General features: G+C 74.0%; 17 protein-coding genes and 1 pseudogene. 10 read left to right on the forward strand and 8 right to left on the reverse strand.

What is annotated here, in order from left to right; translation table 11 throughout:
* Positions 1-149: 149 nt before the first annotated feature.
* Entirely contained in the window at positions 150-1,034 is an 885-nt protein-coding gene (locus LN251_RS35040) for an RNA polymerase sigma-70 factor (protein WP_458248154.1), read from the reverse strand.
* Positions 1,035-1,144: 110 nt separating this feature from the next.
* Between LN251_RS35040 and LN251_RS35045 the strand changes: the two genes are divergently transcribed.
* Together LN251_RS35045 and LN251_RS35050 are read left to right on the forward strand one after the other, a co-directional pair.
* On the forward strand, positions 1,145-1,798 hold the full coding sequence (locus tag LN251_RS35045; RefSeq protein ID WP_458248155.1) for an NADPH-dependent F420 reductase: 654 nt from the start codon (positions 1,145-1,147) through the stop codon (positions 1,796-1,798).
* Positions 1,799-1,954: 156 nt separating this feature from the next.
* Entirely contained in the window at positions 1,955-2,785 is an 831-nt protein-coding gene (locus tag LN251_RS35050) for an alpha/beta fold hydrolase (protein WP_383677663.1), read from the forward strand.
* Between the two features lie 93 nt (positions 2,786-2,878).
* On the opposite strand, the pseudogene LN251_RS35055 reads toward LN251_RS35050, so the two are convergent.
* Positions 2,879-3,724 (reverse strand): annotated as a pseudogene (locus tag LN251_RS35055) (DMT family transporter); the annotation flags it as partial.
* On the opposite strand from LN251_RS35055, the gene pdxR reads away from it, so the two are divergent.
* The 5 genes from pdxR (at position 3,715) to LN251_RS35080 (ending at position 12,505) form a co-directional block, all read left to right on the forward strand.
* Positions 3,715-5,187 carry a MocR-like pyridoxine biosynthesis transcription factor PdxR gene (gene pdxR, locus LN251_RS35060; RefSeq protein ID WP_458248156.1) on the forward strand — a complete coding sequence of 491 codons (1,473 nt, stop codon included), beginning with the start codon at positions 3,715-3,717 and terminating at the stop codon, positions 5,185-5,187. The pseudogene LN251_RS35055 and the gene pdxR sit on opposite strands and share 10 nt — an antisense overlap.
* A 149-nt stretch (positions 5,188-5,336) precedes the next feature.
* Positions 5,337-6,920 (forward strand): alkaline phosphatase D family protein, encoded by a 1,584-nt coding sequence (locus LN251_RS35065; protein ID WP_458248157.1) that lies wholly within the window; start codon positions 5,337-5,339, stop codon positions 6,918-6,920.
* A 142-nt stretch (positions 6,921-7,062) separates the two neighbouring features.
* The gene (locus LN251_RS35070) at positions 7,063-8,466 is read left to right on the forward strand and encodes an SWIM zinc finger family protein (protein ID WP_458248158.1); all 1,404 of its coding nucleotides are present in this window, start codon (positions 7,063-7,065) and stop codon (positions 8,464-8,466) included.
* Positions 8,463-11,114, forward strand: coding sequence for a DUF7824 domain-containing protein (locus LN251_RS35075; RefSeq protein ID WP_458248159.1), 2,652 nt, complete (start codon positions 8,463-8,465; stop codon positions 11,112-11,114). The genes LN251_RS35070 and LN251_RS35075 overlap by 4 nt, the downstream gene beginning before the upstream one ends.
* Positions 11,115-11,230: 116 nt before the next feature.
* On the forward strand, positions 11,231-12,505 hold the full coding sequence (locus LN251_RS35080; protein ID WP_458248160.1) for an N-acetyltransferase family protein: 1,275 nt from the start codon (positions 11,231-11,233) through the stop codon (positions 12,503-12,505).
* Here the strand turns inward: LN251_RS35080 and LN251_RS35085 are convergent.
* Positions 12,483-13,700, reverse strand: a complete 1,218-nt coding sequence (locus LN251_RS35085) for a trans-sulfuration enzyme family protein (RefSeq protein ID WP_458248161.1) — start codon at positions 13,698-13,700, stop codon at positions 12,483-12,485. The two genes, LN251_RS35080 and LN251_RS35085, sit on opposite strands and share 23 nt — an antisense overlap.
* Before the next feature lie 59 nt (positions 13,701-13,759).
* Here LN251_RS35085 and LN251_RS35090 point away from each other — a divergent pair, with 59 nt between their 5' ends.
* Positions 13,760-14,251 carry an Lrp/AsnC family transcriptional regulator gene (locus LN251_RS35090; protein ID WP_142150069.1) on the forward strand — a complete coding sequence of 164 codons (492 nt, stop codon included), beginning with the start codon at positions 13,760-13,762 and terminating at the stop codon, positions 14,249-14,251.
* A gap of 32 nt (positions 14,252-14,283) precedes the next feature.
* The gene (locus tag LN251_RS35095) at positions 14,284-15,975 is read left to right on the forward strand and encodes a DUF885 domain-containing protein (RefSeq protein WP_458248162.1); all 1,692 of its coding nucleotides are present in this window, start codon (positions 14,284-14,286) and stop codon (positions 15,973-15,975) included.
* A gap of 135 nt (positions 15,976-16,110) precedes the next feature.
* Here the strand turns inward: LN251_RS35095 and LN251_RS35100 are convergent, their stop codons facing one another.
* Both LN251_RS35100 and LN251_RS35105 read right to left on the reverse strand, forming a co-directional pair.
* A complete protein-coding gene (locus LN251_RS35100) occupies positions 16,111-16,623 on the reverse strand; it encodes an immunity 21 family protein (RefSeq protein WP_058926699.1) in 513 nt (170 codons plus the stop codon).
* Positions 16,624-16,720: 97 nt separating this feature from the next.
* Complete coding sequence (locus LN251_RS35105) at positions 16,721-17,212, reverse strand: rhodanese-like domain-containing protein (RefSeq protein WP_458248163.1); 492 nt, start codon at positions 17,210-17,212, stop codon at positions 16,721-16,723.
* A gap of 189 nt (positions 17,213-17,401) precedes the next feature.
* Between LN251_RS35105 and LN251_RS35110 the strand changes: the two genes are divergently transcribed.
* Positions 17,402-17,848: an Lrp/AsnC family transcriptional regulator gene (locus tag LN251_RS35110; RefSeq protein ID WP_458248164.1), complete on the forward strand. Its 447-nt coding sequence runs from the start codon at positions 17,402-17,404 to the stop codon at positions 17,846-17,848.
* On the opposite strand, the gene LN251_RS35115 is transcribed toward LN251_RS35110, so the two are convergent.
* The 3 genes from LN251_RS35115 to LN251_RS35125 form a co-directional block, all read right to left on the reverse strand.
* Entirely contained in the window at positions 17,842-20,895 is a 3,054-nt protein-coding gene (locus LN251_RS35115; protein WP_458248165.1) for an AAA family ATPase, read from the reverse strand. The two genes, LN251_RS35110 and LN251_RS35115, sit on opposite strands and share 7 nt — an antisense overlap.
* Positions 20,892-22,055 carry an exonuclease SbcCD subunit D gene (locus LN251_RS35120; RefSeq protein ID WP_458248166.1) on the reverse strand — a complete coding sequence of 388 codons (1,164 nt, stop codon included), beginning with the start codon at positions 22,053-22,055 and terminating at the stop codon, positions 20,892-20,894. Before LN251_RS35120 ends, LN251_RS35115 begins: the two co-directional genes overlap by 4 nt.
* A 107-nt stretch (positions 22,056-22,162) precedes the next feature.
* Positions 22,163-22,789 carry a YigZ family protein gene (locus tag LN251_RS35125; protein ID WP_458248167.1) on the reverse strand — a complete coding sequence of 209 codons (627 nt, stop codon included), beginning with the start codon at positions 22,787-22,789 and terminating at the stop codon, positions 22,163-22,165.
* Positions 22,790-22,970 lie beyond the last annotated feature (181 nt).

The following is a 22,970-nucleotide window of genomic DNA, read 5'->3' on the forward strand; positions in this document are numbered from 1 at the left end:
TGGTCCGGCGGCGTTTTAGCGCCCTTGTTTATTAAAGGTTGTTGCACTTATCTGCGACCATAGGGCGGCCCCCACCCTTGGTCAAGACCAATCCTCGATCCCATGGCGAACTCAGAGAGCGGTTGCGAAGGACGGACAGAAACCGCTGTCTATTCGACCGGCAATGTCAGTAGCTTGTCGGGGTTGCGGATGATGTAGATCGCCTGAATCCGGCCGTCCGAGACGTCCAGTTGGAAGACGCTGTCGGGCCTGCCCTCGGACAGGACGACGAGAGCCGGCCCGCCGTTGAGCTCCAGGAACCGGAAGGACGGGTCGGGCACGCCCTTCGCGGCGGCGCCGATGACGAAGCGGCCCACCTTGTCGGCGCTCTCCAGCACCCGCAGCGGCGCCCGCGACTTGCCGCCGCTGTCGCCCACGAGACGTACGTCGGGCGCCAGCAGCGCCATCAGACCCTCCAGGTCGCCCTCCCCCGCGGCGGCCAGGAAGCGCTCGGTGAGTTCGCGACGCCGCCCGGGATCGACCTCGTAGCGCGGTCTGCGCTCCTCGACGTGCCTGCGGGCCCGCCCGGCGAGCTGCCGCACCGCCGGCTCGCCCCGGTCGAGCATGGACGCGATCTCCGCGTACGGGTACCCGAACGCCTCCCGCAGGACGAACACCGCCCGCTCCAGGGGCGACAGCGACTCCAGGACGACCAGGACGGCCAGGGACACGGAGTCGGCGAGGACGGCCTTCTCGGCGGTGTCGGGCACGGTGTCCCCGAAGTCGGTGACGTACGGCTCGGGCAGCCACGGACCGACGTAGGCCTCGTTGCGCGCCTTGACCTGGCGCAGCCGGTCGATGGCGAGGCGGGTGGTGATCCGCACCAGGTAGGCACGCGGTTCGCGGACGTCGCCGCGGTCCGCGCCGGACCAGCGCAGCCAGGCCTCCTGGACGACGTCCTCCGCGTCGGCCACCCGCCCGAGCATGCGGTAGGCGACCCCCAGCAGGACGGGGCGGTGCTCTTCGAAGACGTCGGTTCCGGTATCGGTGGTCACAGCCTTCATCCCACGCGACGTGTACGGACATGTCCAGGAGAAATCGCGTGGCGCGGAGCAGAATGGCGTGGGGCCGCCGGTGGTCGGCGGACCGAGTGGCGGAGGTTGCGATGCGGTACGCGGTTCTGGGCACGGGCGAGGTGGGCCGGACGCTGGCCGGGAAGCTGGTGGAACTGGGCCACGAGGTGACGCTGGGCTCCCGCAGCAAGGACAATCCGGCCGCCCTGGAGTGGGCGCGGGGCGCGGGGGCGGGAGCGCGGTCGGGGACGTTCGAGGAGGCGGCCGCGTCGGCCGAGGCGGTCGTCGTCGCCGTCGGCGGGCGCGTGGCGCTGGCGGCGCTGGAGGCGGCCGGGGCGGCCAACCTCGACGGCAAGGTCGTCGTCGACGTCACCAATCCCCTGGCGTTCGAGGACGGGCAGCTGCGGCTGGACCCCGTCGAGTCGGACAGCGTGGGTGAGCAGATCCAGCGGGCGTTCCCGCACGCGCGCGTGGTGAAGTCCCTCAACACGGTCAACTGCAAGGTGATGGTGGAACCGGCCCTGGTGCCGGGCGAGCACCAGGTCTTCGTGTGCGGCGAGGACGCGGCGGCCAAGGAGCAGGTCACCGCCCTGCTCGGGGAGTTCGGGTGGCCGCCGCACCGGGTGCTGGACCTGGGCGGCATCCGCTCGGCGCGCGGTGTGGAGATGGCGCTGCCGCTGTGGATCGAGCTGTTCCGGCACTTCGGGCACGGGGAGTTCAACATGGAGATCCGCAGCGCGCGTTGAGCGGGGTGAGCGGTGGGGAGGAGCCGTGAGGTCGCGCGAACTGTGGGCTACCCGAACTGTGGGCTACCCGTCGAACTGGGGGCTACCCGTCGGTAGCAATTGCTGACAAGCTGTCTACCCGGCGTCCGCCAGCGAGCCTCAGACGAGGAGCACCCCATGTCCGCCACCGTCTCCTTCAAGGTCCCCTCCCCACGCGGTCCGCAGCCCGTGACCGTCTCCTACGCGCGCGTGGGCAGCGGTGCGCCGCTGCTCCTGCTGCACGGCATCGGTCACCACCGGCAGGCCTGGGACCCGGTGGTGGACATCCTCGCCACCGAACGCGAGGTGATCACCGTGGACCTGCCCGGGTTCGGCGCCTCCCCGGGGCTGCCGGACGGCCTGGCCTACGACCTGGCGACCACGACCGCCGTGTTCGGGGCGTTCTGCGAGGCTCTGGAACTCGACCGGCCGCACGTGGCGGGAAACTCCCTCGGCGGGCTGCTGGCCCTGGAGCTGGCCCGCGAGAAACTCGTGCGGTCGGTCACCGCCCTGTCCCCGGCCGGCTTCTGGTCCGAGGCCGAACGGCGCTACGCCTTCGGCGTGCTGCTGGCCATGCGCCGGATCTCGCAGCGCCTGCCGCTGCCGCTGGTGGAGCGGCTGTCGCGCTCGGCGGCCGGCCGGACGATGCTGACGAGCACCATCTACGCCCGCCCCGGCCGCCGTTCACCCGACGCCGTGGTCGCCGAGACGCTGGCCCTCGCCGGGGCCACGGGGTTCGACGCGACACTGCGGGCCGGCACCGCCGTGCAGTTCACCGACGACATCCCCGATCTGCCGGTCACCGTGGCCTGGGGCACCAGGGACATGCTGCTCGTGCGCCGGCAGGGGGTGCGCGCCAAGCAGATCATTCCGCGGGCCCGTCTGGTGCGGCTGCCCGGCTGCGGGCACTGCCCGATGAACGACGACCCGGCGCTGGTGGCCCGCGTCATCCTCGACGGCAGCCGCTGACCCGGCGGGCCGCCTGCTCAACGCGCCGGAGCCGAGGGCGACTCCGGCGCCCACCAGGGCGCTGCCGACGGCCTGGGCGGCCCCGTAGGAGCCCGTTCCGACGAGCGGGGCGGTGCAGGCGGCGGCGACCGGGATGAGGCCGGAGAACAGCGTCGCGCGCTCGGCGCCGATCCGCTGCATGCCGACGTACCAGCACACGAAGCCGACGACGGTGACCACCGCCGCCTGCCACAGCAGCGCGGCGGCCTCGGCGCCGTCCGGGCGGCGCAGCCACGCCGTGCCGTCCAGGAGCAGGCCGGTGACGGCCGACTCCACGGCCGCGACGCCGCACACCGTGGCGGACAGCAGCCGGGGCCCCAGCGGCCGCAGCACCGGGACGGCCAGGACGGCGAAGCCCACCTCACCGGCCAGCGCGCAGACGGAGAAGGCGATTCCGGCGCCGTCCGTGCGGCCCCACCCCTGGACCGTGAAGGCGCCGACCGCGACGAGCGAGGCCCCGTACAGGACGATGCGCCGGGGTTCGCGGCCCTCCAGGAGCGGTACCGCGACGGCCACGACCACCGGGGCGCAGCCCACGAAGACGCCGGGGACGGCCGGTTCCGCGGTGCGCTCGGCGGCGAGCACGGCCAGGTTGAAGCCGACCATGCCCACCGCGGCGAGTGCGGCGAGGCGGCCCCACCGACGGAGCCCGAGCGCGCGCAGCCGGGCCGCCGCCCCGCGACCGGCGAGCGGGACGAGCAGCAGGCAGGCCAGTGCGTAGCGCAGGAACTGGCCGCCGGCGTACGGATAGTGGCCGAGGACGCTGTTGGCGGTGAAGGAACCTCCGACGAGGACGGCGGCGAGTGCGGCGAGCAGTGCCCCACGGGCGGCGGTGGCGTTCATGACGGCGACGCTAGGCACCGCGGCGGCCCGGTTTAAGGTCCACTCCCATGACGCCATCGGGGACCAATCCGGCCGAGACCGGTCACCGCAAGCCGGCCGGAGGCAAGGGCATCGGCCTCAGCGCCTCGCCCGCCTGGGAGCTGCTGCTGCCCGCCGTCTCCGCACCGGCACGCACGCGTGGCCGTTCACTGCAGGCAGCGCTTCGGGAGGCGGTGCGTTCGGGGCGGCTGGCGCCGGGGACCAGGCTGCCGTCGAGCCGGGATCTCGCCGCCGATCTCGGCGTGTCGCGAGGGCTGGTGACCGAGGCGTACGAGCAGCTGACCGCGGAGGGATATCTGCGCAGCGGGCGGGGCGCCGGAACGTGGGTGGGGGGCGCCGTGCGGGCCGCGCCGCCACGCGCGCGTGACCTCGCGCCGCGCTCCCCCGGCGCCGAGGCGGACTTCGTGGCCGGGACGCCGGACCTGTCGCTGTTCCCGCGCGCCGCATGGGCCGCCGCGCAGCGCGAGGTGCTGGCCCGGCTGCCGCACGACGACCTCGGCTATCCCGACCCGCGGGGGCTGCCCCGGCTGCGCACGGCGCTGGCCGAGCTGCTGACGCGGCGCCGCGGCGTGGTGGCCGACCCCGAACGCATCGTGGTCGTCTCCGGGGTGGCGCAGGCGACGGCACTCCTCGGATTCGTGCTGCACGCGCGCGGAGTGCGCGAGGTCGGCGTCGAGGACCCCGGCAGCCCCCAGCACGCCGCGCTGTACGCCTCGGCGGGGGTCACCACCGTGCCGGTGCCGCTGGACGGCGAGGGGCCGCGCGTCGAAGCGCTGCGGGAGTCGGGGCTGCGGACCGTGGTGGCGACGCCGTCCCACCAGTTCCCCACGGGCATCGCCTGCTCGGCGCGCCGCCGCGCCGAACTCCTCGACTGGGCGCGGTCCGTGGACGGCCTGGTCGTGGAGGACGACTACGACGGCGACTTCCGCTACGACCGCGCCCCCGTGGGTGCCCTTCAGGGGCTCGACCCGGAGCACGTGGCCTACGCGGGCTCGGTCAGCAAGTCCCTCGCCCCGGGCCTGCGGCTCGGCTGGCTGCTCGTGCCCCGGTCGCTGGCCGAGGAGGTCGTCGAACGCAAACGGACCATGGATCTGGGCCATCCCACCCTCGACCAGGCGCTGTTCGCCCGCTTCCTGGAGCGCGGCGACCACGACCGCCAGCTGCGCCGCTGCCAGCGGGCCTACCGGGAGCGGCGCGACACCCTCGTCGCCGCGCTGGCGGAGGACTTCCCGGGGGCGCGGCTGACCGGCATCGCCGCGGGACTGCACGTCATCGCCGCCCTTCCCGCGCGGTACGGCCCCGAGGAACGCTTCCTGGCGCGCGTGCGCGCGGCCGGGGTCGCCGTACGCCCGCTGAGCGCGTACACGCACGCGCGTGCCGAACCCGCCGAAGGCGACGCCGTGCGTCTGGTCCTCGGGTACGCACACCTGTCCCCCGGACGCATCCGGGCGGGCGTGCGCCTGATGGCGGCCGCGGTGTGAACACCGTGTGCCGGCACTTCGGGCTCGCGCGACGTGTCGGCTCCCCGGCCCCGCGGCCAGTTGTTCACTTGTGGTTTCCGTGCGCGCTGCGGCGCACCAGTAGGTGTGGCATCGCACACCGGCCGGATCCCGTCCCTGGAGGCGCATCCATGTCACACCGTCCGTTCCCCGGCCGCCGCAGCGTGCTGCGCGGTTCCCTCGCCGCGTCCGCGGCCCTGGCTCTGCCCACCGCCGTCTCCGCGGCGCCGGCCGTCGCGCTCTCCGGTCGCCCCAGGGCGGACTGGGGCGTGCAGGCGGGCGACGTGACCCGCGACTCCGGTCTGGTGTGGGTACGGTCGGACCGTCCCGCCCGGATGATCGTCGAGACGTCCGCCACCGAGTCGTTCCGCCACCCGCGCAGATGGCACGGCCCGCTGCTCGGCGCCGACTCGGACTTCACCGGCACGACCCGGCTGCACGGGCTGCCCGCGGGCGAGCAGATCCACTACCGCGTCATGCTGGCCGACCCGGACGACCCGCGCCGTACCGGCGAGCCGGTCACCGGCACGTTCCGCACCGCACCGGCCAAGCGGCGCGAGGGCGTGCGGTTCGTGTGGTCCGGAGACCTGGCGGGCCAGGGCTGGGGCATCAACGAGTCGATCGGCGGCTACCGCATCTTCGACGCGATGGCGAAGATCGACCCGGACTTCTTCCTGTGCAGCGGCGACAACATCTACGCCGACGGCGTCATCCCGTCGACGCAGGCACTGCCGGACGGCGGCGTGTACCGCAACCTCACCACCGAGGAGAAGTCGCACGTCGCCGTCACGCTGGACGACTTCCGCGGCAACTTCCGCTACAACCTGCTGGACCAGGCGCTGCGGCGCTTCAACGCCCAGGTGCCGAACATCGTCCAGTGGGACGACCACGAGGTCCGCAACAACTGGTACCCGGGTGAGGTCATCGCCACCGGCACCGCCTACCCGGCCGGCACCAGGCTCGATGACCTCGCCAGGCGCTCGCGGCGCGCCTTCTCCGAGTACTTCCCCATCTCCACGATCAGCGGCCGCCCGGACGGCCGGATCTACCGCGTGGTCAACCACGGACCTCTGCTGGACGTGTTCGTCCTCGACATGCGGACCTACCGCAACGCCAACTCGCCCGACGACCAGACCAGCGACCCGCAGGGCATCCTCGGCGCCGAGCAGCTGCGATGGCTCCAGCGCGAGCTGTCCCGCTCGCGTGCCGTGTGGAAGGTGATCGCCGCGGACATGCCGCTCGGCCTGGTCGTGCCGGACGGGGTGGAGGGGAGGACCAACTTCGAGGCCGTCGCGCAGGGCGACCCCGGTGCGCCGCTCGGCCGCGAGTTGCAGATCGCCGAGCTGCTGCGGTTCGTCAAGCACCGCCGGATCACCGGCACGGTGTGGCTGACCGCCGACGTCCACCACACCTCGGCCCAGCACTACGACCCCTCGCGGGCCGCGTTCAAGGACTTCGAGCCGTTCTGGGAGTTCGTCTCCGGCCCTCTGAACGCCGGCGCCTTCCCCGCCAGCGCGCTCGACGGCACGTTCGGCCCGGACCGGGTGTTCGTGAAGGCGCCCACCGCCTCGAACGTCTCGCCGGCCGAGGGATACCAGTTCTTCGGCGAGGTCGACATCGACGGCGACAGCGGTGAGCTGACGGTCCGACTGCGCGAGTACGACGGGACCGTGCTGTTCACCAAGACACTGCGGCCGGGCCTGGTCGGGCAGTAACTGCCGTACCCTCTCAGCAGGGCCGCGCACCGGCGTCATCCCCCGGCGCGCGGCCCTGTCCCGTACCCGGCCAACTCCCTCGCCGGAAGCCCTTTTTCGCAGGTCAGGGCCGATTGTCAGTGGTCGCCTCTACGGTCTTTCCATGACGCGATCTTTGCAGGCCGTGGCCTATCGCCGACCCTCCGTGCTGGAGTCCTCGGCGGGTGCGCGACGCCTGGGACTCGAGACCTCGCGGGGTGCGACGCCCACCGGCGCCGAGGACCATCCCCGCTTCTTCGCCGGCTTCCTGACGGCGCCCCAGGCGGCGTCCGCCGGGCTGCTGGCGGTGGCGGACGTGGCGGCAGCCCGCTACTACCAGCGGCAGCTGCCGGCCTCGCTGGACCCGGTGGTGACGGGCAACGGCGACCGGCTGCGCTTCGAGTCCTTCTCGGGCTGCGGCGGGGTCTACGCCCGCCTCGACGTGCTGGCCGCGGGCCTCGACGGAGACGAGGTCGGACACGGCACGACCAACGTCGACGTCAACAACCCGCTGCGCGAGGCCCTTTCCCGCCTCGGCACCGACGACCCGCTCCATCTGCGGGTGGGCCCCGAGGAGCTGGCGGTGACCACGCTGGACGGGCCGGTCGTGGAGAAGAAGGTGCCGCTGCCCGACCGGTGGCTGCGCGGGTTCGCCGAGGCCCAGGTCGTCGCGGCCGGCTTCGACCTGCGGGCGGAGCTTCCCGCCGCCGAGGCCGTCCGGTTCCTGCGCGCCCTGCCCCGCGGGGGTGGGCGGGGCGCCGCGACCGGGGCGCGATGGGTGGTGCCCTCCGGCCGTGGGCTGCGGCCGACCACCCGGGCGGTGCCGGGCGCGGTGTGTCTGCCCGGCCCGGAGCGGCTGGTCGCGCTGCAGCGCGTGCTGCGGCACGCGACGGCGCTGCGCGTCTACGGCCCCGCGGCCACCGGCAGCACCTCCACGGCCTCGGCCTGGGAGGCCGTGCTGCCGGGGATGCGGCTGACGCTCACCCTGTCGCCCGACGCCTCACGGGGCTTCTCCGGCGAGGGAGGCGTGCTGGACGCGCTGGCCACGGACGAGGCCGCCGAGGACGCGGAGCTGGTCTCCGTCCTGCTCGCCTGGGAGCCCCGCATCGACATCGCCGACCTGGCCGCCTCCTGCGGCCTGAGCGCCGAGCGGGTGCGGGCGGCCCTGGTGCGCCTGGGCACCTCGGGCCGCGTGGGGTACGACACCGCGGAGGCGGCCTACTTCCACCGCGAACTGCCCTACGACGCCGAGCGCGTGGAGCGCCACAACCCCCGGCTGCGCTCGGCCCGGGCGCTGGTGGCCGCGGGCGCCGTCGCCCTGGAGGGCGCCCTGGGGACGGTCACGGCCGAGGACGGGCATGTGCACCGGGTGCGGGACGAGGCCGGCGCGCTCAGCTGCAGCTGTCAGTGGTGGGCGAGGTACCGGGGCGGACGCGGGCCGTGCAAGCACGCGCTGGCGGTGCGGATGGTGCGGCGGGGTGCCGCGACACGGCGGGAGACGGTCCGAGTCGACGGGGGTGCGCGATGAGCGTGTTGGTGGAAGCGGTGAGGGCCGGCCGGACGGCCGAGGTGATCGGTCTGCTCGACGAGCTGACGGATGCCGAACGGCGGGCGGTCTTCCCGGAGTTGCAGGCCCTGCGCAAGGAGCTCAGGGCGGCGCCCTGGGACGGGGCGTCCCGTCGCGCGTATCCGGCGCTCTATGCGGCCGGGGTGGCCTGCCAGACGGGTGCGGCAGCCGTTGCCACTTGGATCGCCGCCGCCGACATGCGCTGGTCGGGGACGTCCGCGGCCCTGCTGCTGCGGCTGCTCGGCGACCGGCCTTCGGAGTGGCTGGCCGATCTGACGCACCGGCTCGCCCAGCGCCCGGCGGCCTCCGGAGTGCCGTACGAACTCATGTCGGGGCTGGTGCGGCTGTCGGGCTGCCCGGTGCCGACCACGGACGCGTATGTGCGGGGCTGGATGGGGCACGTGGGCTGGGGCTGGCAGCGCGGGGGCACGCTGCTCGACCGCATGCGCCCGGATCCGCACCTCAGGGAGCTCGTGGCGGCGCTCTTCGAGACGAACGACATCGGCGGCCTGCTCGAATGGCCGCAGGGCGACGGGCCGGACAGCTGGACGGGGGCGCTGACGGGGCTGGCGGCCGAGGGCCTCGTGGAGCGCGAGGTGATGCTCGACGCGTGCCTGGCCCGGCTGCTGCGCGGCGGCACCACCACCGAACAGCGCGTTTTCCTGCGGTTGTTGAAGGCCCTGGAGCTGAGCAGGGACGAGGAAGGGCAGCGCGTCGCCGACTGGATGGCGCTGGCCTGCGACGCGGTCTCCCCCGTGGCCTCGCACGCTCAGTCGGTGCTCTCCGCCCTCATCCTCGACGGCCAACTGAACAGCCGTCGGCTGGCGGAGATGTCGTCGGCCGTGCTCTTCCGCACCGAGAAGAAACTGGTGCGCGCCCAGCTGGTGCTGCTCGGCAAGGTCCTCGCCCGGGACTCGGGCGCGGCCGAGGAGTTGCTGCCCGTGGTCGCCCGGGCCTTCGGCCATGCGGACTCGGATGTGCAGGAGCGGGCACTGAAGCTGGTGGAGCGGCACCTGAAGAAGGCGGACAGCGCCGAGGTGCGGGGCGAGATCGCCGTGGAGGCGGAGCAGCTGATCCCCGGCCTGCGCGTCCGCGCGGTCCACCTCCTCGGAGCGGCGCCGGCGGCGGACCTCGAGCCGTACGAGGAGGTGCTTCCCCCCGTCCCGGCGCCCACGCTCCTCGACCCGGCTCCTGGCTCCGCGGCCGAGGTCGCCGAGGAGGTGGGGGCGGCCATGGAGACCGAGCCCGGCGTGGCCGGCTTCGAGCGGGCGCTGGACGGCCTGGTGCGCCACGCGTACCGCGACCGGGAGGCCCTGGTGGAGGCGCTCGGCCCGGTGCTCACCCGCCGCTGGTGGTACGGCGCCGAGAGCGGTCTGCGGTACCAGAGCCGGTTCAGCAGGAGCGACTTCTCGGTCTCGGGCGCCGAGGACGGGCTCGACCTCCTCCTGGCCGTCCTCCTCGACAAGGTGCACCTCGGGACACTGCACGCGTTCGTCCAGCACGGTTCCACAGCCCGCGAGTGCGGGCACAGCGCCCTGAGCCGGGCCTTCGCGGCTCGGCTGTGGGAGGTCGCGTACCGGCTGCGCACGGACCCGCTCCCCTTCTTGCTGTCGACCCCGACCTGGAGCACGGGCCTGCTGGAGCCGGACGAGCTGGTGGACCGGCTGGAGGAGTACCGGCGGCTGGGCGCGCGGGTGTCGGAGGCGGACTTCGCACAGGCGCTGCTGCGAGTGCGGCGCACGGACCGGCCGGCGGCCGGCCGGGCCGCCGAGCGTGCCGTCGCGCTCGGCACGCGGGAGGGCGCGCGGCTCGCCGACTGGCTGGCCGCCCCGGGCGACGTGCAGCCGACGGTCCGGCGGCGGACATCGGGCAGCCGGATCCTGCTGGAGACGGGGGAACTGCTCGAACTGCAGCAGGACTTCCCGGCGGAGTACCGGTATCTGGGCCGTCCGGTGGGCGTCTTCACCGACCGCTGGTACTGCCATCACTGGAGCGACGACGCGCGTGCGCACTGGCTGGCCGTGCTGCCCGAGCGGCGCGAGCTCGTCGCCGTACGCCTGCTGCGGGATCTGTCGGCCGTGGCGGTGGACGACGACCGCGGAGCGGCCGTCCTGCCGCGGCTCGCCGAGTCCGGCGGCGAGGCCGGGGAGGCCGTGCACCTGGGCCTGGCCTACGGGCTCGGCGCCCGGCACGCGGAGGACCGGCTCGCCGCCGTGGACGCGCTGTTGACGCTGGCGGCCCGCGACCAGCTGGACCGGGCCCGGCTGGGCGCCGACCTCGGGCAGCTCGTGCGGCGCGGCGCCGTCAAGTCGCTGCGGCTCGCGGAGTCCGCCCGGACCGCGGCGGCCACGGGCGCCGACGCGACCGTCTGGGAGATCCTCCGGCACACGCTGCCCCCGCTGCTCGCCGAGTTCGCCACGGGCGGTGCGGGAGCCTCGGCCCGAGGACTCGGGGAACTGCTGGCCGTGGCCGCGGAGTCCGCCGAGCGGTGCGGGGCCCGGGGTGAGATACCCCACCTCGGGCAGACCGCGGACCGGCGCGGCTCAACCCGGATCGTGGCGCAGGCGCGGCGGCTGCGCAACGCTCTGACATGGGAGGTGGCCGCTTGAGCGGAAAGCGGCACACCCTAATCGTAAAGAAATCAACAAAAGGAACATAAGCGCGCTTTACCGATCAGTCACAAACCGTTCGTGATCACGCAACACCTTTCCTTCACAGTGGTTCCATGAGTCGAGACATGTCTGACGGGACAACAGAGAGTCAGGGCCGTTGCGGCCACCACCGGCAAAGCGGCGTGGCCGCGGTCGCCTCGGTGTTCCAGACGTGGTGGTCACGCCGCCACGGACACGCGCCACCGGCGGGCGATACCGGTGCCCGGCCGGTGCCGACCGAGCGGCAGGCCGGGCCGGACGAGAGCGCGTTGTGGCGGATGCGGACGACCGTGAAGGACGAACCGGGGTCGCTGGCGGCCCTGTGCGTGGCGCTCGCCGGGCAGCGCGTCGACATCCTGAGCCTGCAGACGCATCCGCTGGCCGAGGGCACGGTCGACGAGTTCCTGCTGCGGGCTCCCGGCGACCTCATGGCCTCCGAGCTCACGCAGGTCGTCGCGGGAGCCGGGGGCGCCGACACCTGGATGGAGCGGGCCGACGCCCACGATCTGGTGGACGCGCCGACCCGGGTGCTCGGCCTGGCGGCCCGCACCGCACTGGACGCCGCGGAACTACCGCTGACGCTGCGGCAGTTGCTGGGCCGGTGCACGATCCGCCAGCTGCCGGCCACGCCGGTCGGAGGCGGCCGCGGCCCGGAAGGCGTGCCGTCGGACGGAATCCTGGAGGACACGGTGATGCGGTTGCGGGCACCGGAGGGCGGCGTGATCACCGTGGAGCGGCCGTACCTGCCGTTCACCCCGACCGAGTTCGCGCGGGCGCGGGCCCTGGTGGAACTCGACGCGCGGCTCGGACCGCGGGTGCCGCGCGGCCGGGACGTGCTGACGCTGCCCGAGGGCAACGAGATCACGGTGCGCCGGGCCGGCCCGGCCGACCTGGAGGCGGCCCGCGAGATGCACGAACGGTGCTCCTCGCGGACGCTCTCCATGCGCTACCACGGGCCGGTCGGGGACGCGGACCGCTATCTGAACCACCTGCTCAGCCCGCGCTTCGGCCGGACGCTCGCCGTGCAGACCGCGTCGGGCCGCGTCGTCGGGCTCGGCCACCTGCTGTGGGACGGGGACGAGACCGAGGTCGCGCTGCTCGTCGAGGACAAGTGGCAGCGGCGGGGCATCGGCGCGGAACTCCTGGAGCGGCTGGTGGCGATGGCCGCCGAGGCCGGCTGCGAGAGCGTGTACGCCGTGACGCAGGCCTCCAACACCGGGATGGTCGCGGCCATGCGGGGCCTGGGGCTCCCCCTCGACTATCAGATCGAGGAGGGCACCCTGGTCATCACGGCCCGCCTCGGCGTGGACGCCGGACTGGTGAGGATCACCAACGCGGAAGCGCCCTAGAGGCCACGGCGGCGTCGGCGGGCACGGCGGAGTCGTGCCCGCTCGCGCGGTTCGCCGTGGCCGTCACGGGGCGCTCCCCCAGCGCCTGGTCCAGGTCGGCCCACAGGTCGTCCACGTCCTCCAGGCCCACCGACATCCGCAGCAGCCGGTCGCTGACGCCGGCCCCGCGGCGGTCGTCGGCGTCGACGATGCGGTGGCTGATCGACGCCGGGTGCTGGATGAGGGTGTCGACGCTGCCCAGGCTGACCGCCGGGGTGATCAGGCGGACCGCGGCGATGACCTCGTGCGGGTCGCCGGCCGTCTCGAAGGCGATCATCGCGCCGCCGATGCGCGGGTAGTGGACGCGGGTGACGCGCGGGTCGGCGGACAGGCGGCGGACCAGTTCGGCGGCGTTGGCGGAGGCGGCGCGGACACGGACCGGGAGGGTCGACAGCCCGCGCAGGAGGAGGTATCCGGCGAGGGGGTGGAGGACGCCGCCGGTGGCGAAGCGGACCTGGCGCAGCCGGCCGGCGAACTCCTCGTCGCAGGCGACCACGCCCGCCATCACGTCACCGTGTCCGCCGAGGTACTTGGTGGCACTGTGCAGCACCAGCCGCGCGCCGAGGCCGGCCGGGCGCTGGAGGACCGGGGTGGCGAAGGTGTTGTCCGCCAGGAGCGGGACCGAACCGCAGGCGTGGGCGACGGCGCGCAGGTCGACCTCCGCGAGCGTGGGGTTGGCCGGGGACTCCACCATCACCAGACCGGTGTCGGGGCGCAGCGCGTCGGCGATGCCCGCCGGGTCGGTCCAGGTCACCTCGGAGCCGAGCAGTCCCGCGGTGAGCAGATGGTCGCTGCACCCGTACAGGGGGCGTACGGCGACCACGTGGCGAAGGCCCAGGGAGGCGCGTACGAGCAGGACGGCGCTCAACGCGGCCATTCCGCTGGCGAAGGCGACCGCGGACTCCGTGCCCTCGAGGCGGGCCAGCGCGGTCTCGAAGCGGGCGACGGTCGGGTTGCCCAGGCGGGCGTAGACGGGCGGGCCGTCGGGCTCGGCGCCGGTGGTGGCGAACGCGTCGATGCGGGCCGCCTCGCCCCGGCTGTCGTACGAGGGGTAGGTGGTCGACAGGTCGATGGGCGGGGCGTGCAGCCCCTGCCGGGCGAGGTCGTCGCGGCCGGCGTGCACGGCCTCGGTGGCCAGAGCTCTCGTGGACTCCATGTCCGAAGCGTGAACAACGGCCGGGTCTCCGGAACGGAACACCGTGCTACGTTCGCCCGATGGCCGAATCTGTCGTACTGGATCCGGTGGACCTTCATCTTCTGCGCCTGCTGCAGAACGACGCCCGGACCACCTACCGTGACCTCGCCGCGCAGGTGGGCGTCGCGGCCTCGACCTGCCTGGACCGGGTGACGCGGCTGCGCCGCTGCGGGGTGATCCTCGGACACCAGCTGCGGCTCGATCCGGCCAAACTCGGGCGAGGGCTTGAGGCCCTGCTGTCGGTGCAGGTCAGACCGCATCGGCGGGAGCTGGTGGGACCGTTCGTGGAACGGATCCGGGCCCTGCCGGAATCCAGGACCGTCTTCCATCTGACCGGGCCGGACGACTATCTGGTCCATGTGGCCGTGGCGGACATGACGGATCTGCAGCGGCTGGTGCTCGACGAGTTCACGTCCCGGCGGGAGGTGGCCCGCGTGGAGACACGGCTGATCTTCCAGCAGTGGGACTGCGGGCCGCTGCTGCCGCCTTCGCCCTCGGCACAATCGGGGTGACGTGCGGCGGACCGTCTACCAGGATGGACCGCATGTCGCAGACCACGAACATGCTGCCCCGACAGGTCGCCGACGCGTACGTCGACGAGGTCATCGCCCTCGACCCGGTGACCGGTACGTACCTCGGTGTGAAGGAGAGCTCCAGCAAACTGCCCGATCTCTCGCCCGGCGGCCAGGAGGCGCTGGCGCAGTTGGCCCGCCGCACCCTGGCCCGGCTCGACGAGGCCGAACGCATGCCCGGTGCGGACAGTGACGTCGAGCGCCGGTGCGGTCGGCTGCTGCGCGAGCGGCTCACCGCGGACCTCGCCGTGCACGAGGCCGAGGAGGGCCTGCGCCGGGTCGGCAACCTCGGCACGCCGGTGCACTCGGTGCGCGAGGTGTTCACCGTGACGCCGAACCAGACGGAAGAGGACTGGGCGGCGATCGCCGAGCGGCTGCGCGGCGTGCCGGCCGCGCTGGCCGGGTACCGCGAGTCCCTGGAGCTCGGCCTGGAGCGCAAGCTGTACGCGGCGCCGCGGCCGACCGCCACGTTCGTCGGACAGCTCACCGAGTGGGCGGACACCGACGGCAAGGGCCGCGGCTGGTTCGAGGAGTTCGCCTCGGCCGGCCCCGCGGCACTGCGCGCCGAGCTGGACGAGGCCGCCCGTGGGGCGACCGCGGCGGTCGTGGAGCTGCGGGACTGGATGCGCGACGTGTACGCGCCGGCGATCGAGGGCGCCCCCGACACCGTCGGCCGCGAGCGCTACGCCCGCTGGGCCCGCTACTTCAACGGCACCGACCTCGACCTGGACGAGGCGTACGCGTACGGCTGGTCGGAGTTCCACCGGCTGCTCGGCGAGATGAAGCGGGAGGCCGAGAAGATCCTGCCCGGGGCCGAGACCCCGTGGGTGGCGCTCGCGCACCTCGACGAGCACGGCAAGCACATCGACGGCGTCGACGAGGTCCGCGACTGGCTGCAGGGCCTGATGGACCAGGCGATCGCCGACCTGGACGGCACGCACTTCGAACTCGCCGAGCGGGTACGGAAGGTGGAGTCGTGCATCGCCCCGCCCGGCGGTGCGGCGGCGCCGTACTACACACCTCCCTCGGAGGACTTCTCCCGTCCGGGCCGCACCTGGCTGCCGACGATGGGCCAGACCCGTTTCCCGGTCTACGACCTCGTCTCCACCTGGTACCACGAGGGCGTGCCCGGGCATCATCTGCAGCTGGCGCAGTGGGCGCACGTCGCCGAGAACCTCTCCCGCTACCAGGCCACGCTCGGCGGGGTCAGCGCCAACGCCGAGGGCTGGGCCCTGTACGCGGAGCGGCTGATGGACGAGCTGGGCTATCTCAAGGACGCCGAGCAGCGGCTGGGCTACCTGGACGCGCAGATGATGCGGGCCGCCCGGGTCATCGTCGACATCGGCATGCACCTGGAGCTGGAGATCCCGGCGGACTCCCCCTTCCACCCGGGTGAGCGCTGGACGCCCGAGCTGGCGCAGGAGTTCTTCGGCGCGCACAGCAGCCGCCCGGCGGACTTCGTGGAGAGCGAGCTGACCCGCTACCTGACCATCCCGGGCCAGGCGATCGGCTACAAGCTCGGCGAACGGGCCTGGCTGCTGGGCCGGGAGAAGGCCCGCGAGCGGCACGGCGAGTCCTTCGACCTCAAGGCCTGGCACATGGCCGCGCTCTCGCAGGGCTCGCTGGGTCTGGACGACCTGGTGGACGAGCTGGCCCGGCTGTGAGCGGCGCCGGAACCGGCTCCCGGAGCCGATGACCGCTCCGGTGTCTGGTCCGCCTCGTCGGTGGCGAGCCATGCGACGAGGCGGGCCGGGCGCTCGGCCGCTCGCCAACGACCGGATGAGGAGAGGGGATCGGCGTCAGTCGAGGCGCCGAAGCTGTACGAGACCGACCCACGTCTCCGGCCCCGGCTGGACGTTGGCCGCGCGGACCGCGTAACTGCCCGGCTGGAGCGGGACCTTCAGGCAGTCCGTCCGTCCGGTCTCGCCACCGGGCCAGGCCGAGTCGAACAGCACGACCGCGCCCGGCACCTCCCAGCGCACCTCGTTCTCCCAGTCCGCCGCGGCGAGGGCGGCGGGCACGACGGCCAGCAGCTCGTCCTCGGAGTTCGCGGCGCACCACCGTACGAAGGCGCCGTGTTCCGGCAGGTAGGCGGTGGAGGCGGGTTCGTCGCCGAGGACCAGGGCCGCCGAGTCGCCGACCGGGAGCAGACCGACCACACCGTCGACCTCGCAGGCACGGTCGTAGTCGGATGCGGTCTCCTCGCCGTCCGCGCCCGCCCAGAACGGCAGGACCGTCTCCGGTACCGCTATGAGCGGGCCGCCGCCCGACTCCACCCACTCCACCGCACCGGGATCCGCGTATCGCACCATGGCGCAAGAACCTACACGCACGCGCGTCCCGCAATTCCGGTGTCCCCCAACCCTCCATAGGGGCCACCCATCAGGACCGGTCATACCGGGCGAAGGGTCAGCAGCCGCAGTCCTCCGCGCCCACCGGCGCCGTCAGCGGGTCGGCGGCGCGGCGGCCGGCGCCCTCCCAGGTCTCGTACGGGAAGCCCTCGCGCACCCAGTACTCGAACCCGCCGAGCATCTCCTTGACGCGGTAGCCGAGTTCGGCGAGGGCGAGCGCGGCCCGGGTCGCGCCGTTGCAGCCGGGGCCCCAGCAGTAGGTGACCACGGGCACGGCCTTGTCGAGGAGCCCTTCGGCCTGCTCGGGGATGAGCGCGGTCGGCAGGTGCACGGCGCCGGGGAGGTGGCCCTGGTCCCAGGACTCGGTGGAGCGGGAGTCCACGACGACGAAGCCGGGGTCGCCGCCGGCGGCGAGCGCGGCGGCCACGTCGGAGACGTCGGCGTGGAAGGCGAGGCTCGCCCGGAAGTGGGCGGCGGCCTCGGCCGGGGCCGCCGGGGCGACGCGCAGGACGGGGTTCACGGCGGTGGTGCTGGTGCTGGTGCTGGTCATGATCTGGCCTTTCGCCGAGGTTCCTTCGCTACGACGGGCGTTCTCTGCGGCGTGCTGCCACCACGAAGCGGGGTCACCCGGCGTTCTGCTGCTACGACAAGGAATTTACGGGCGCCGACCAGCACTCTGAAGGGTCGTTCCACGGCTGACTCCTTGCTCGACCGGGGATTCCCCTGCTATTCCTCGGGCATGACCGTGTTTTCCCCGGACGCCACCGACTGGCGCATCCTCGAGGTCCTGCAGCGTGAGGGCCGGGCCAGTTTCGCCGAGCTGGCCCGTGCCGTGTCCATGTCGCCGAGCGCGGTCACCGAGCGGGTGCGTCGACTGGAGGAGGCGGGGGTCATCCAGGGGTACGCCGCCGTCGTGGACCCGGAGCGGCTGGGGCTGCCGATCCTCGCGTTCGTCCGGCTCAGGTACCCCACCGGGAACTACAAGCCGTTCCACGACCTGGTCGCCGTGACGCCCGAGATCCTGGAGGCGCACCATGTGACGGGCGACGACTGCTTCGTCATCAAGGTCGCCGCCCGCTCGATGCGGCACCTGGAGGAGGTGTCGGGGAAGATCCGGTCGCTCGGCTCGGTGACCACCAGCGTCGTGTACTCCTCGCCGCTCCCCCGGCGCCCGCTCGGTCACTGACCGCGCTGGCGGACCACCGACCCCGACCGGCCCTTCACGACCTCCAGTTGGGCGTGGATGCGCCGTCTCAGGTCGGCGACGTGGCTGACGATGCCGACGCTGCGGTCGCGTTCACGCAGGGAGTCGAGCACGTCGAGGACCTCGTCGAGGGTCTGGTCGTCGAGGCTGCCGAAGCCCTCGTCGATGAAGAGGGTGTCGAGGCGCACCCCGCCCGCCTCGTCCGTGACGACGTCCGCGAGACCCAGGGCGAGGGCGAGGGAGGCGAAGAAGGTCTCCCCACCGGAGAGGGTCGCCGTGTCCCGCTCGCGTCCGGTCCAGGCGTCGACGACGTGCAGTCCGAGACCGCTGCGTCCACGGCCGGCGCGGTCGTCGGAGTGGACCAGGGTGTAGCGGCCGGAGGACATCCGCTGCAGGCGGACGGTCGCCGCGGCGGCCACCTGCTCCAGGCGGGCCGCCAGTACGTACGACTCCAGGCGCATCCTGCGCTCGTTCTCCGCGGAGGTGCCGGCCGTGAGGGCGGCCAGGCGGGCCACCCGGTCGTAGTCCTCGCGCAGCGGTGCCAGGGCGCGGACGCCGTCGGCGGAGCGGGCGGAGAGCCGGTCCAGCTCGGCGCAGCGCCGGGCCGCCGCGTCGCGCGCCGAGGCGGCCTCGCGCAGCCGCTGGGCCGCGGCGGCGGCCGCCTGCTGCGCACCGGCGACGTCGGCCGGGGATCGCCGGGCGGCGGCCGCGGTGTCGTCCTCGGCGAGGACGGCGCGGACCGCTGCCTCCTCGGACTGCCAGGCGTCCAGGCGGTGTTGCAGCTCGCGGTGGGCGGCGGCGTCGAGCAGCGCGGCGGCCGCGGCCTGCGGGGTGTCGAAGCCGGCGCGGAAGGCGGCGTCGGCGAGCCGGGCGTCGGCGTCCTTGAGCCGCTGCGCGGTGTCCTCGGCCGCGCGCGCGGCGTCGGCAGCCTCGGTGAGCAGGGCGACCCGGCGCTCCAGCTGGGTGGCGCGGGCGGAGACGCTCACAGCGGTGCCCCGCGCCTGCGCCAGCTCCTGTTCCAGGGCGGTGCGTTCCCAGTCGAGGGCGTCGCGGCGGGCGACCCGGGAGGCGGCTCGTACGGCGGCCTGCTGCCGGGCGGTGATGCGCCGCTCGTGCTCCTGCTCGGCCTGCCGCAGCCGTTCGCTCGCGGTGTGCAGCGCGGACGCGTCGTCGCGCGCCTCCGCGTACAGCTCCTCCAACTCCCGCACCTGGGAAGCGAGTTGCTCGGTCGAGGTGTCCCCGGCCTCGCCCTCGGCGGCGGCCAGTGCCCGCTGGACGATCCCGAGGCGGCGCTCGGCCTCGGCGCGCTGCTCGTCGGCGTGCTGGGAGGCGGCGAGCGCGCGCTCCTCGGTCTCCCGGTCGACGTGTCCGGCGTCCTTGCGGGCCGGTGCCGGGTGTTCGGTGGCGCCGCAGACCGCGCAGGGCTGGCCGTCGTCGAGCTGGGCGGCGAGCTCGGCGGCGATGCCGTTCAGCCGCTGCTCCTTAACGTCCAGCCACTCGGCGCGGGCCTTCAGGGCGCGTTCCGTGGCGGCCGTGACCTGTCGCTGGGCGTCGTCGGTGTCCCGCGCGAACTGGTCGCGCTGCCGGGCCGCGGCGAGCCTCTTGTGGGCGGGGTCCCGCTGCACGGCCAGCTGCTCGGCGCGGGTGGCCGCCTCCTGGGCGGACTCGACGGCGCTGTGGAGACCGGTACGGATCTCCTCCCAGCCGGCCAGCCACGCCTCGGCCTCCTGCAGGACGTCCGCGTCGGCCCGCTCCTCGCGGTCCAGTCCGGCGCGCTCGCCAAGCAGATCGTCCAACCGCTGTTCGGCACGGCGGGCCGACTCAAGCCCGCCCAGCTCCTCGGCCGCACGCCGTGCGGCGACCGCGAGCCCGGAGGCCCCGGCGTGGGCGGAGGCGTCCACGCCGTCACCGGTGGCCGCACCGGAGCGCGCGCCACTCGTCTCCTCCGCCCCGAGGGCATCCCGCAGCAGGGCGCGCACCCGTGCCTCCGCCCGGGTCGCCCCGTGGTGTTCCGCGTCGGCCGCGTCCCGCAGCTCCAGGGCGGGGGCCACCGACTCGGCCTTGCGGGCCCGGTCCATGCGTTCCTGCGCCGCCCGGTGGGCGTCGGCGTGCTCCTGAAGCCGTGCGGCCCGCTCCCGTGCCTCGGCGAACCGCTGCTGCAGCCGGGCCAGTTCGCGCGCCTCGCCGAGCTCCCGCTCGGCCGCCGCCTGCGCGGACTCGGCGGCCGTCAGCCGGCAGTGGGCGATCGTCAGCTGCTCGCGGGCGGTCGCGCGGGCGACGGCGGCCGCGGTCAGCACCGCCTCGGCCAGCCCCGGCTCGCCCGGCTGCAGCTCCGGCAGCGTCATCGCGCCGCCGGCCGCCTGCTGCATGCGGTGCGCGTCGGCCAGCAGGCTCGCGTCCCCCTCACGGACCCTGGCCTCGGCGGCCCGCCGGCGCTCGGCGAGGCGTTTCTCGACCTCGGCGAAGCGGTGGGTGTCGAAGAGGCGGCCCAGCAGCCGGCCGCGGGACTCCGCGTCGGCGCGCAGGAAGCGGGCGAAGTCGCCCTGGGGCAGCAGCACGACCTGACAGAACTGCTCGCGGCTCATGCCGAGCAGCTGGGTGATCTCCTCGCCGATCTCCTGGTGGGAGCGGCTGAGGTCCTTCCAGGCTCCGGCCGTCGCGTCGTACTCGCGCAGCCAGCTCTGCGCCTTTTCCATGGTGGTGCCCGAGCCGCGCTTCTTGGGCCGCTCCCACGGCGGCTGCCGGGTGACCTCCAGCCGGCGTCCGGCGACGGTCAGGTCGAGGGTCACCGCGGTGCGGGTGCCGGTGGCCGCGTGGTCGCTGCGCAGGGTCAGGCCCTGGCCACTCTGGCGGGCGCCCGGGACGGTGCCGTACAGCGCGTAGCACACGGCGTCCAGGACGGACGTCTTGCCGGCGCCCGTCGGCCCGTGCAGGAGGAACAGCCCGGCCGCGGACAGGGTGTCGAAGTCGACGCGCTGGGAGCCGCCGAAGGGCCCGAAGGCGGTGATGTCCAGCCGGTGCAGCCTCACCGCGCCACCTCCCGCAGAACCTCGTCCGCGCGGACCGCGTCGAAGGCGTCGTGCAGTACGGTCCGTTCGCGCTCGTCGGGTCCCGCGCCACGCACATGGGCGACGAAGTCCTCGGCGATCTCCTGGTCGCTGCGGCCCGCGAGCCGTCTGGCGTACGACACGTCGGGGTCGTCCGGGGCCCGGTCGGGGTCGAAGAGCAGGCTGAGGGTGTGCGGGAAGCGCTCGGTGAGGCGGGCCATGGGGTCGGCCGGGCGGACGGCGTCGGTGAGGGTGGCCTCGACCCACGCCTCCTCGTGCGGTGCGAGACCCGGGTCGGCGAGCAGGTCCTCCAGGGTGCCGCGGACGCGGGCCAGCGCGCGGGGCACCGGGCAGTCGACGCGCTCGGCGGTGACGGCGCCCTCGGCGTCGAGGTCGACCAGCCACATGGTCTTGCGGTGGCCGGCCTCCGAGAAGGAGTACGGCAGCGGGGAGCCGGAGTAGCGGACGCGCTCGGTGATGGTCTGGCAGCCGTGCAGGTGGCCCAGGGCCGCGTAGTCGACGCCGTCGAAGACGCCGGCGGGCACGGAGGCGACCCCGCCGACGGTGATGTCCCGTTCGCTGTCGCTGGCCTCGCCGCCGGTGACGAAGGCGTGGGCGAGGACGACGGAGCGGGTGCCGGGCGCGCGGGTGGCGAGGTCGGCGCGGACGCGCTCCATGGCGGCCGCGAGCACGCTCTCGTGGCCGGCCTTCTCCACGCCGAACTCGTCCTTGACGAGGGCCGGTTCGAGGTACGGCAGTCCGTAGAAGGCCACGTCTCCGTGGGCGTCGCCGAGCACCACCGGTGTCCCGCACGCGGCGGGCTCGGTGCGCAGGTGGACGCCCGCGCGCCCGATGAGGCCGGCGCCGACGCCGAGCCGGCGGGCCGAGTCGTGGTTCCCGGAGATCATCACCGTGGGCACGCCGAGGTCGGCGAGGCGGTGCAGGGCGTCGTCGAACAGCTCCACGGCGGCCAGCGGGGGCACGGCCCGGTCGTACACGTCTCCCGACACGACCACCGCGTCCACGCCGCGCTCGCGCACGGTCGTGACCAGGTAGCCGATGAACTCGGCCTGGGCCCCGAGCATGTTGACCCGGTGGAACGCCCGGCCGAGATGCCAGTCGGAAGTGTGCAACAGCCTCATGATCCCCGACCCTAACGGCCGGGTCTGACATCACGGCCGGTTACTCCCGTATCGGCCCGTCATGAACCGCCTCGCACCCGCCCGTTATGGGCGTTTTGGGGGGAACGTCAGGCGTCCCCGTAGGCCTCGCCGCCCAGTTCGAACCCGGCCGTCCCGGCCGTGGCGTCGGCCAGCCAGGCGCGGAAGGCGTCCACGTCGGCGTCGGGCAGGGCGATCTCGATGACGACGGCCTCGCCGTAACGGACGTCACGTACCGCGCGGCCGGTGGAGCGCAGGTCGTTCTGCACCTTGCCGGCGCGCTGGTGGTCGACGGTCACCGTGGCCAGCCGGAAGCGGCGCCGGGTGAGGGTGCCGAGGGCGTCGAGCGCCTCGCCGACCGCGCCGCCGTAGGCCCGGATGAGGCCGCCCGCGCCGAGTTTGACGCCGCCGTAGTAGCGGGTGACGACGGCGACGACATAGCGCATCTCGCGGCGCAGCAGCATCTGCAGCATCGGGACGCCGGCCGTGCCGCCCGGTTCGCCGTCGTCGCTCGCCTTCTGCACGGAGGCGTCGGCGCCGATGACGTAGGCCCAGCAGTTGTGGGTGGCGTCCGCGTGCTCCTTGCGGACGGCGGCGATGAAGTCCTGGGCCTCCCGCTCGGTGGCCGCCGGGGCGAGGGCGCACAGGAAGCGGGAACGGTTGACCTCGGTCTCGTGCACGCCCGCGTGGGCCACTGTGCGGTACTCGTCCTGCATCCGCCCACCCTATGCGGCGGATGCGCACCGGGGCCCCGCCGCAGGTGCAGGCCCGCGTCGGGAAGGCTTGCGCCGCATCCGGCCACCAGACGGGCATCGCGACGCTCGCCGCCGGTCCGCTCTCCCCCGTCGCGACGACGACGCTGGGGCGCGCCGACGGCCCCCGCGCCCCGACGCCGTG

It is taken from the genome of Streptomyces sp. MAI_2237 (genome assembly GCF_054189285.1).

Excerpts from the sequence above, each read along its gene's own strand:
- LN251_RS35045 (WP_458248155.1), top strand. The coding sequence starts at position 1,145 with ATGCGGTACGCGGTTCTGGGCACGGGCGAGGTGGGCCGGACGCTGGCC.
- LN251_RS35050 (WP_383677663.1), top strand. The coding sequence starts at position 1,955 with ATGTCCGCCACCGTCTCCTTCAAGGTCCCCTCCCCACGCGGTCCGCAG.
- pdxR (WP_458248156.1), top strand. The coding sequence starts at position 3,715 with ATGACGCCATCGGGGACCAATCCGGCCGAGACCGGTCACCGCAAGCCG.
- LN251_RS35065 (WP_458248157.1), top strand. The coding sequence starts at position 5,337 with ATGTCACACCGTCCGTTCCCCGGCCGCCGCAGCGTGCTGCGCGGTTCC.
- LN251_RS35070 (WP_458248158.1), top strand. The coding sequence starts at position 7,063 with ATGACGCGATCTTTGCAGGCCGTGGCCTATCGCCGACCCTCCGTGCTG.
- LN251_RS35075 (WP_458248159.1), top strand. The coding sequence starts at position 8,463 with ATGAGCGTGTTGGTGGAAGCGGTGAGGGCCGGCCGGACGGCCGAGGTG.
- LN251_RS35080 (WP_458248160.1), top strand. The coding sequence starts at position 11,231 with ATGAGTCGAGACATGTCTGACGGGACAACAGAGAGTCAGGGCCGTTGC.
- LN251_RS35085 (WP_458248161.1), bottom strand. The coding sequence starts at position 13,700 with ATGGAGTCCACGAGAGCTCTGGCCACCGAGGCCGTGCACGCCGGCCGC.
- LN251_RS35090 (WP_142150069.1), top strand. The coding sequence starts at position 13,760 with ATGGCCGAATCTGTCGTACTGGATCCGGTGGACCTTCATCTTCTGCGC.
- LN251_RS35095 (WP_458248162.1), top strand. The coding sequence starts at position 14,284 with ATGTCGCAGACCACGAACATGCTGCCCCGACAGGTCGCCGACGCGTAC.
- LN251_RS35100 (WP_058926699.1), bottom strand. The coding sequence starts at position 16,623 with ATGGTGCGATACGCGGATCCCGGTGCGGTGGAGTGGGTGGAGTCGGGC.
- LN251_RS35105 (WP_458248163.1), bottom strand. The coding sequence starts at position 17,212 with ATGACCAGCACCAGCACCAGCACCACCGCCGTGAACCCCGTCCTGCGC.
- LN251_RS35110 (WP_458248164.1), top strand. The coding sequence starts at position 17,402 with ATGACCGTGTTTTCCCCGGACGCCACCGACTGGCGCATCCTCGAGGTC.
- LN251_RS35120 (WP_458248166.1), bottom strand. The coding sequence starts at position 22,055 with ATGAGGCTGTTGCACACTTCCGACTGGCATCTCGGCCGGGCGTTCCAC.
- LN251_RS35125 (WP_458248167.1), bottom strand. The coding sequence starts at position 22,789 with ATGCAGGACGAGTACCGCACAGTGGCCCACGCGGGCGTGCACGAGACC.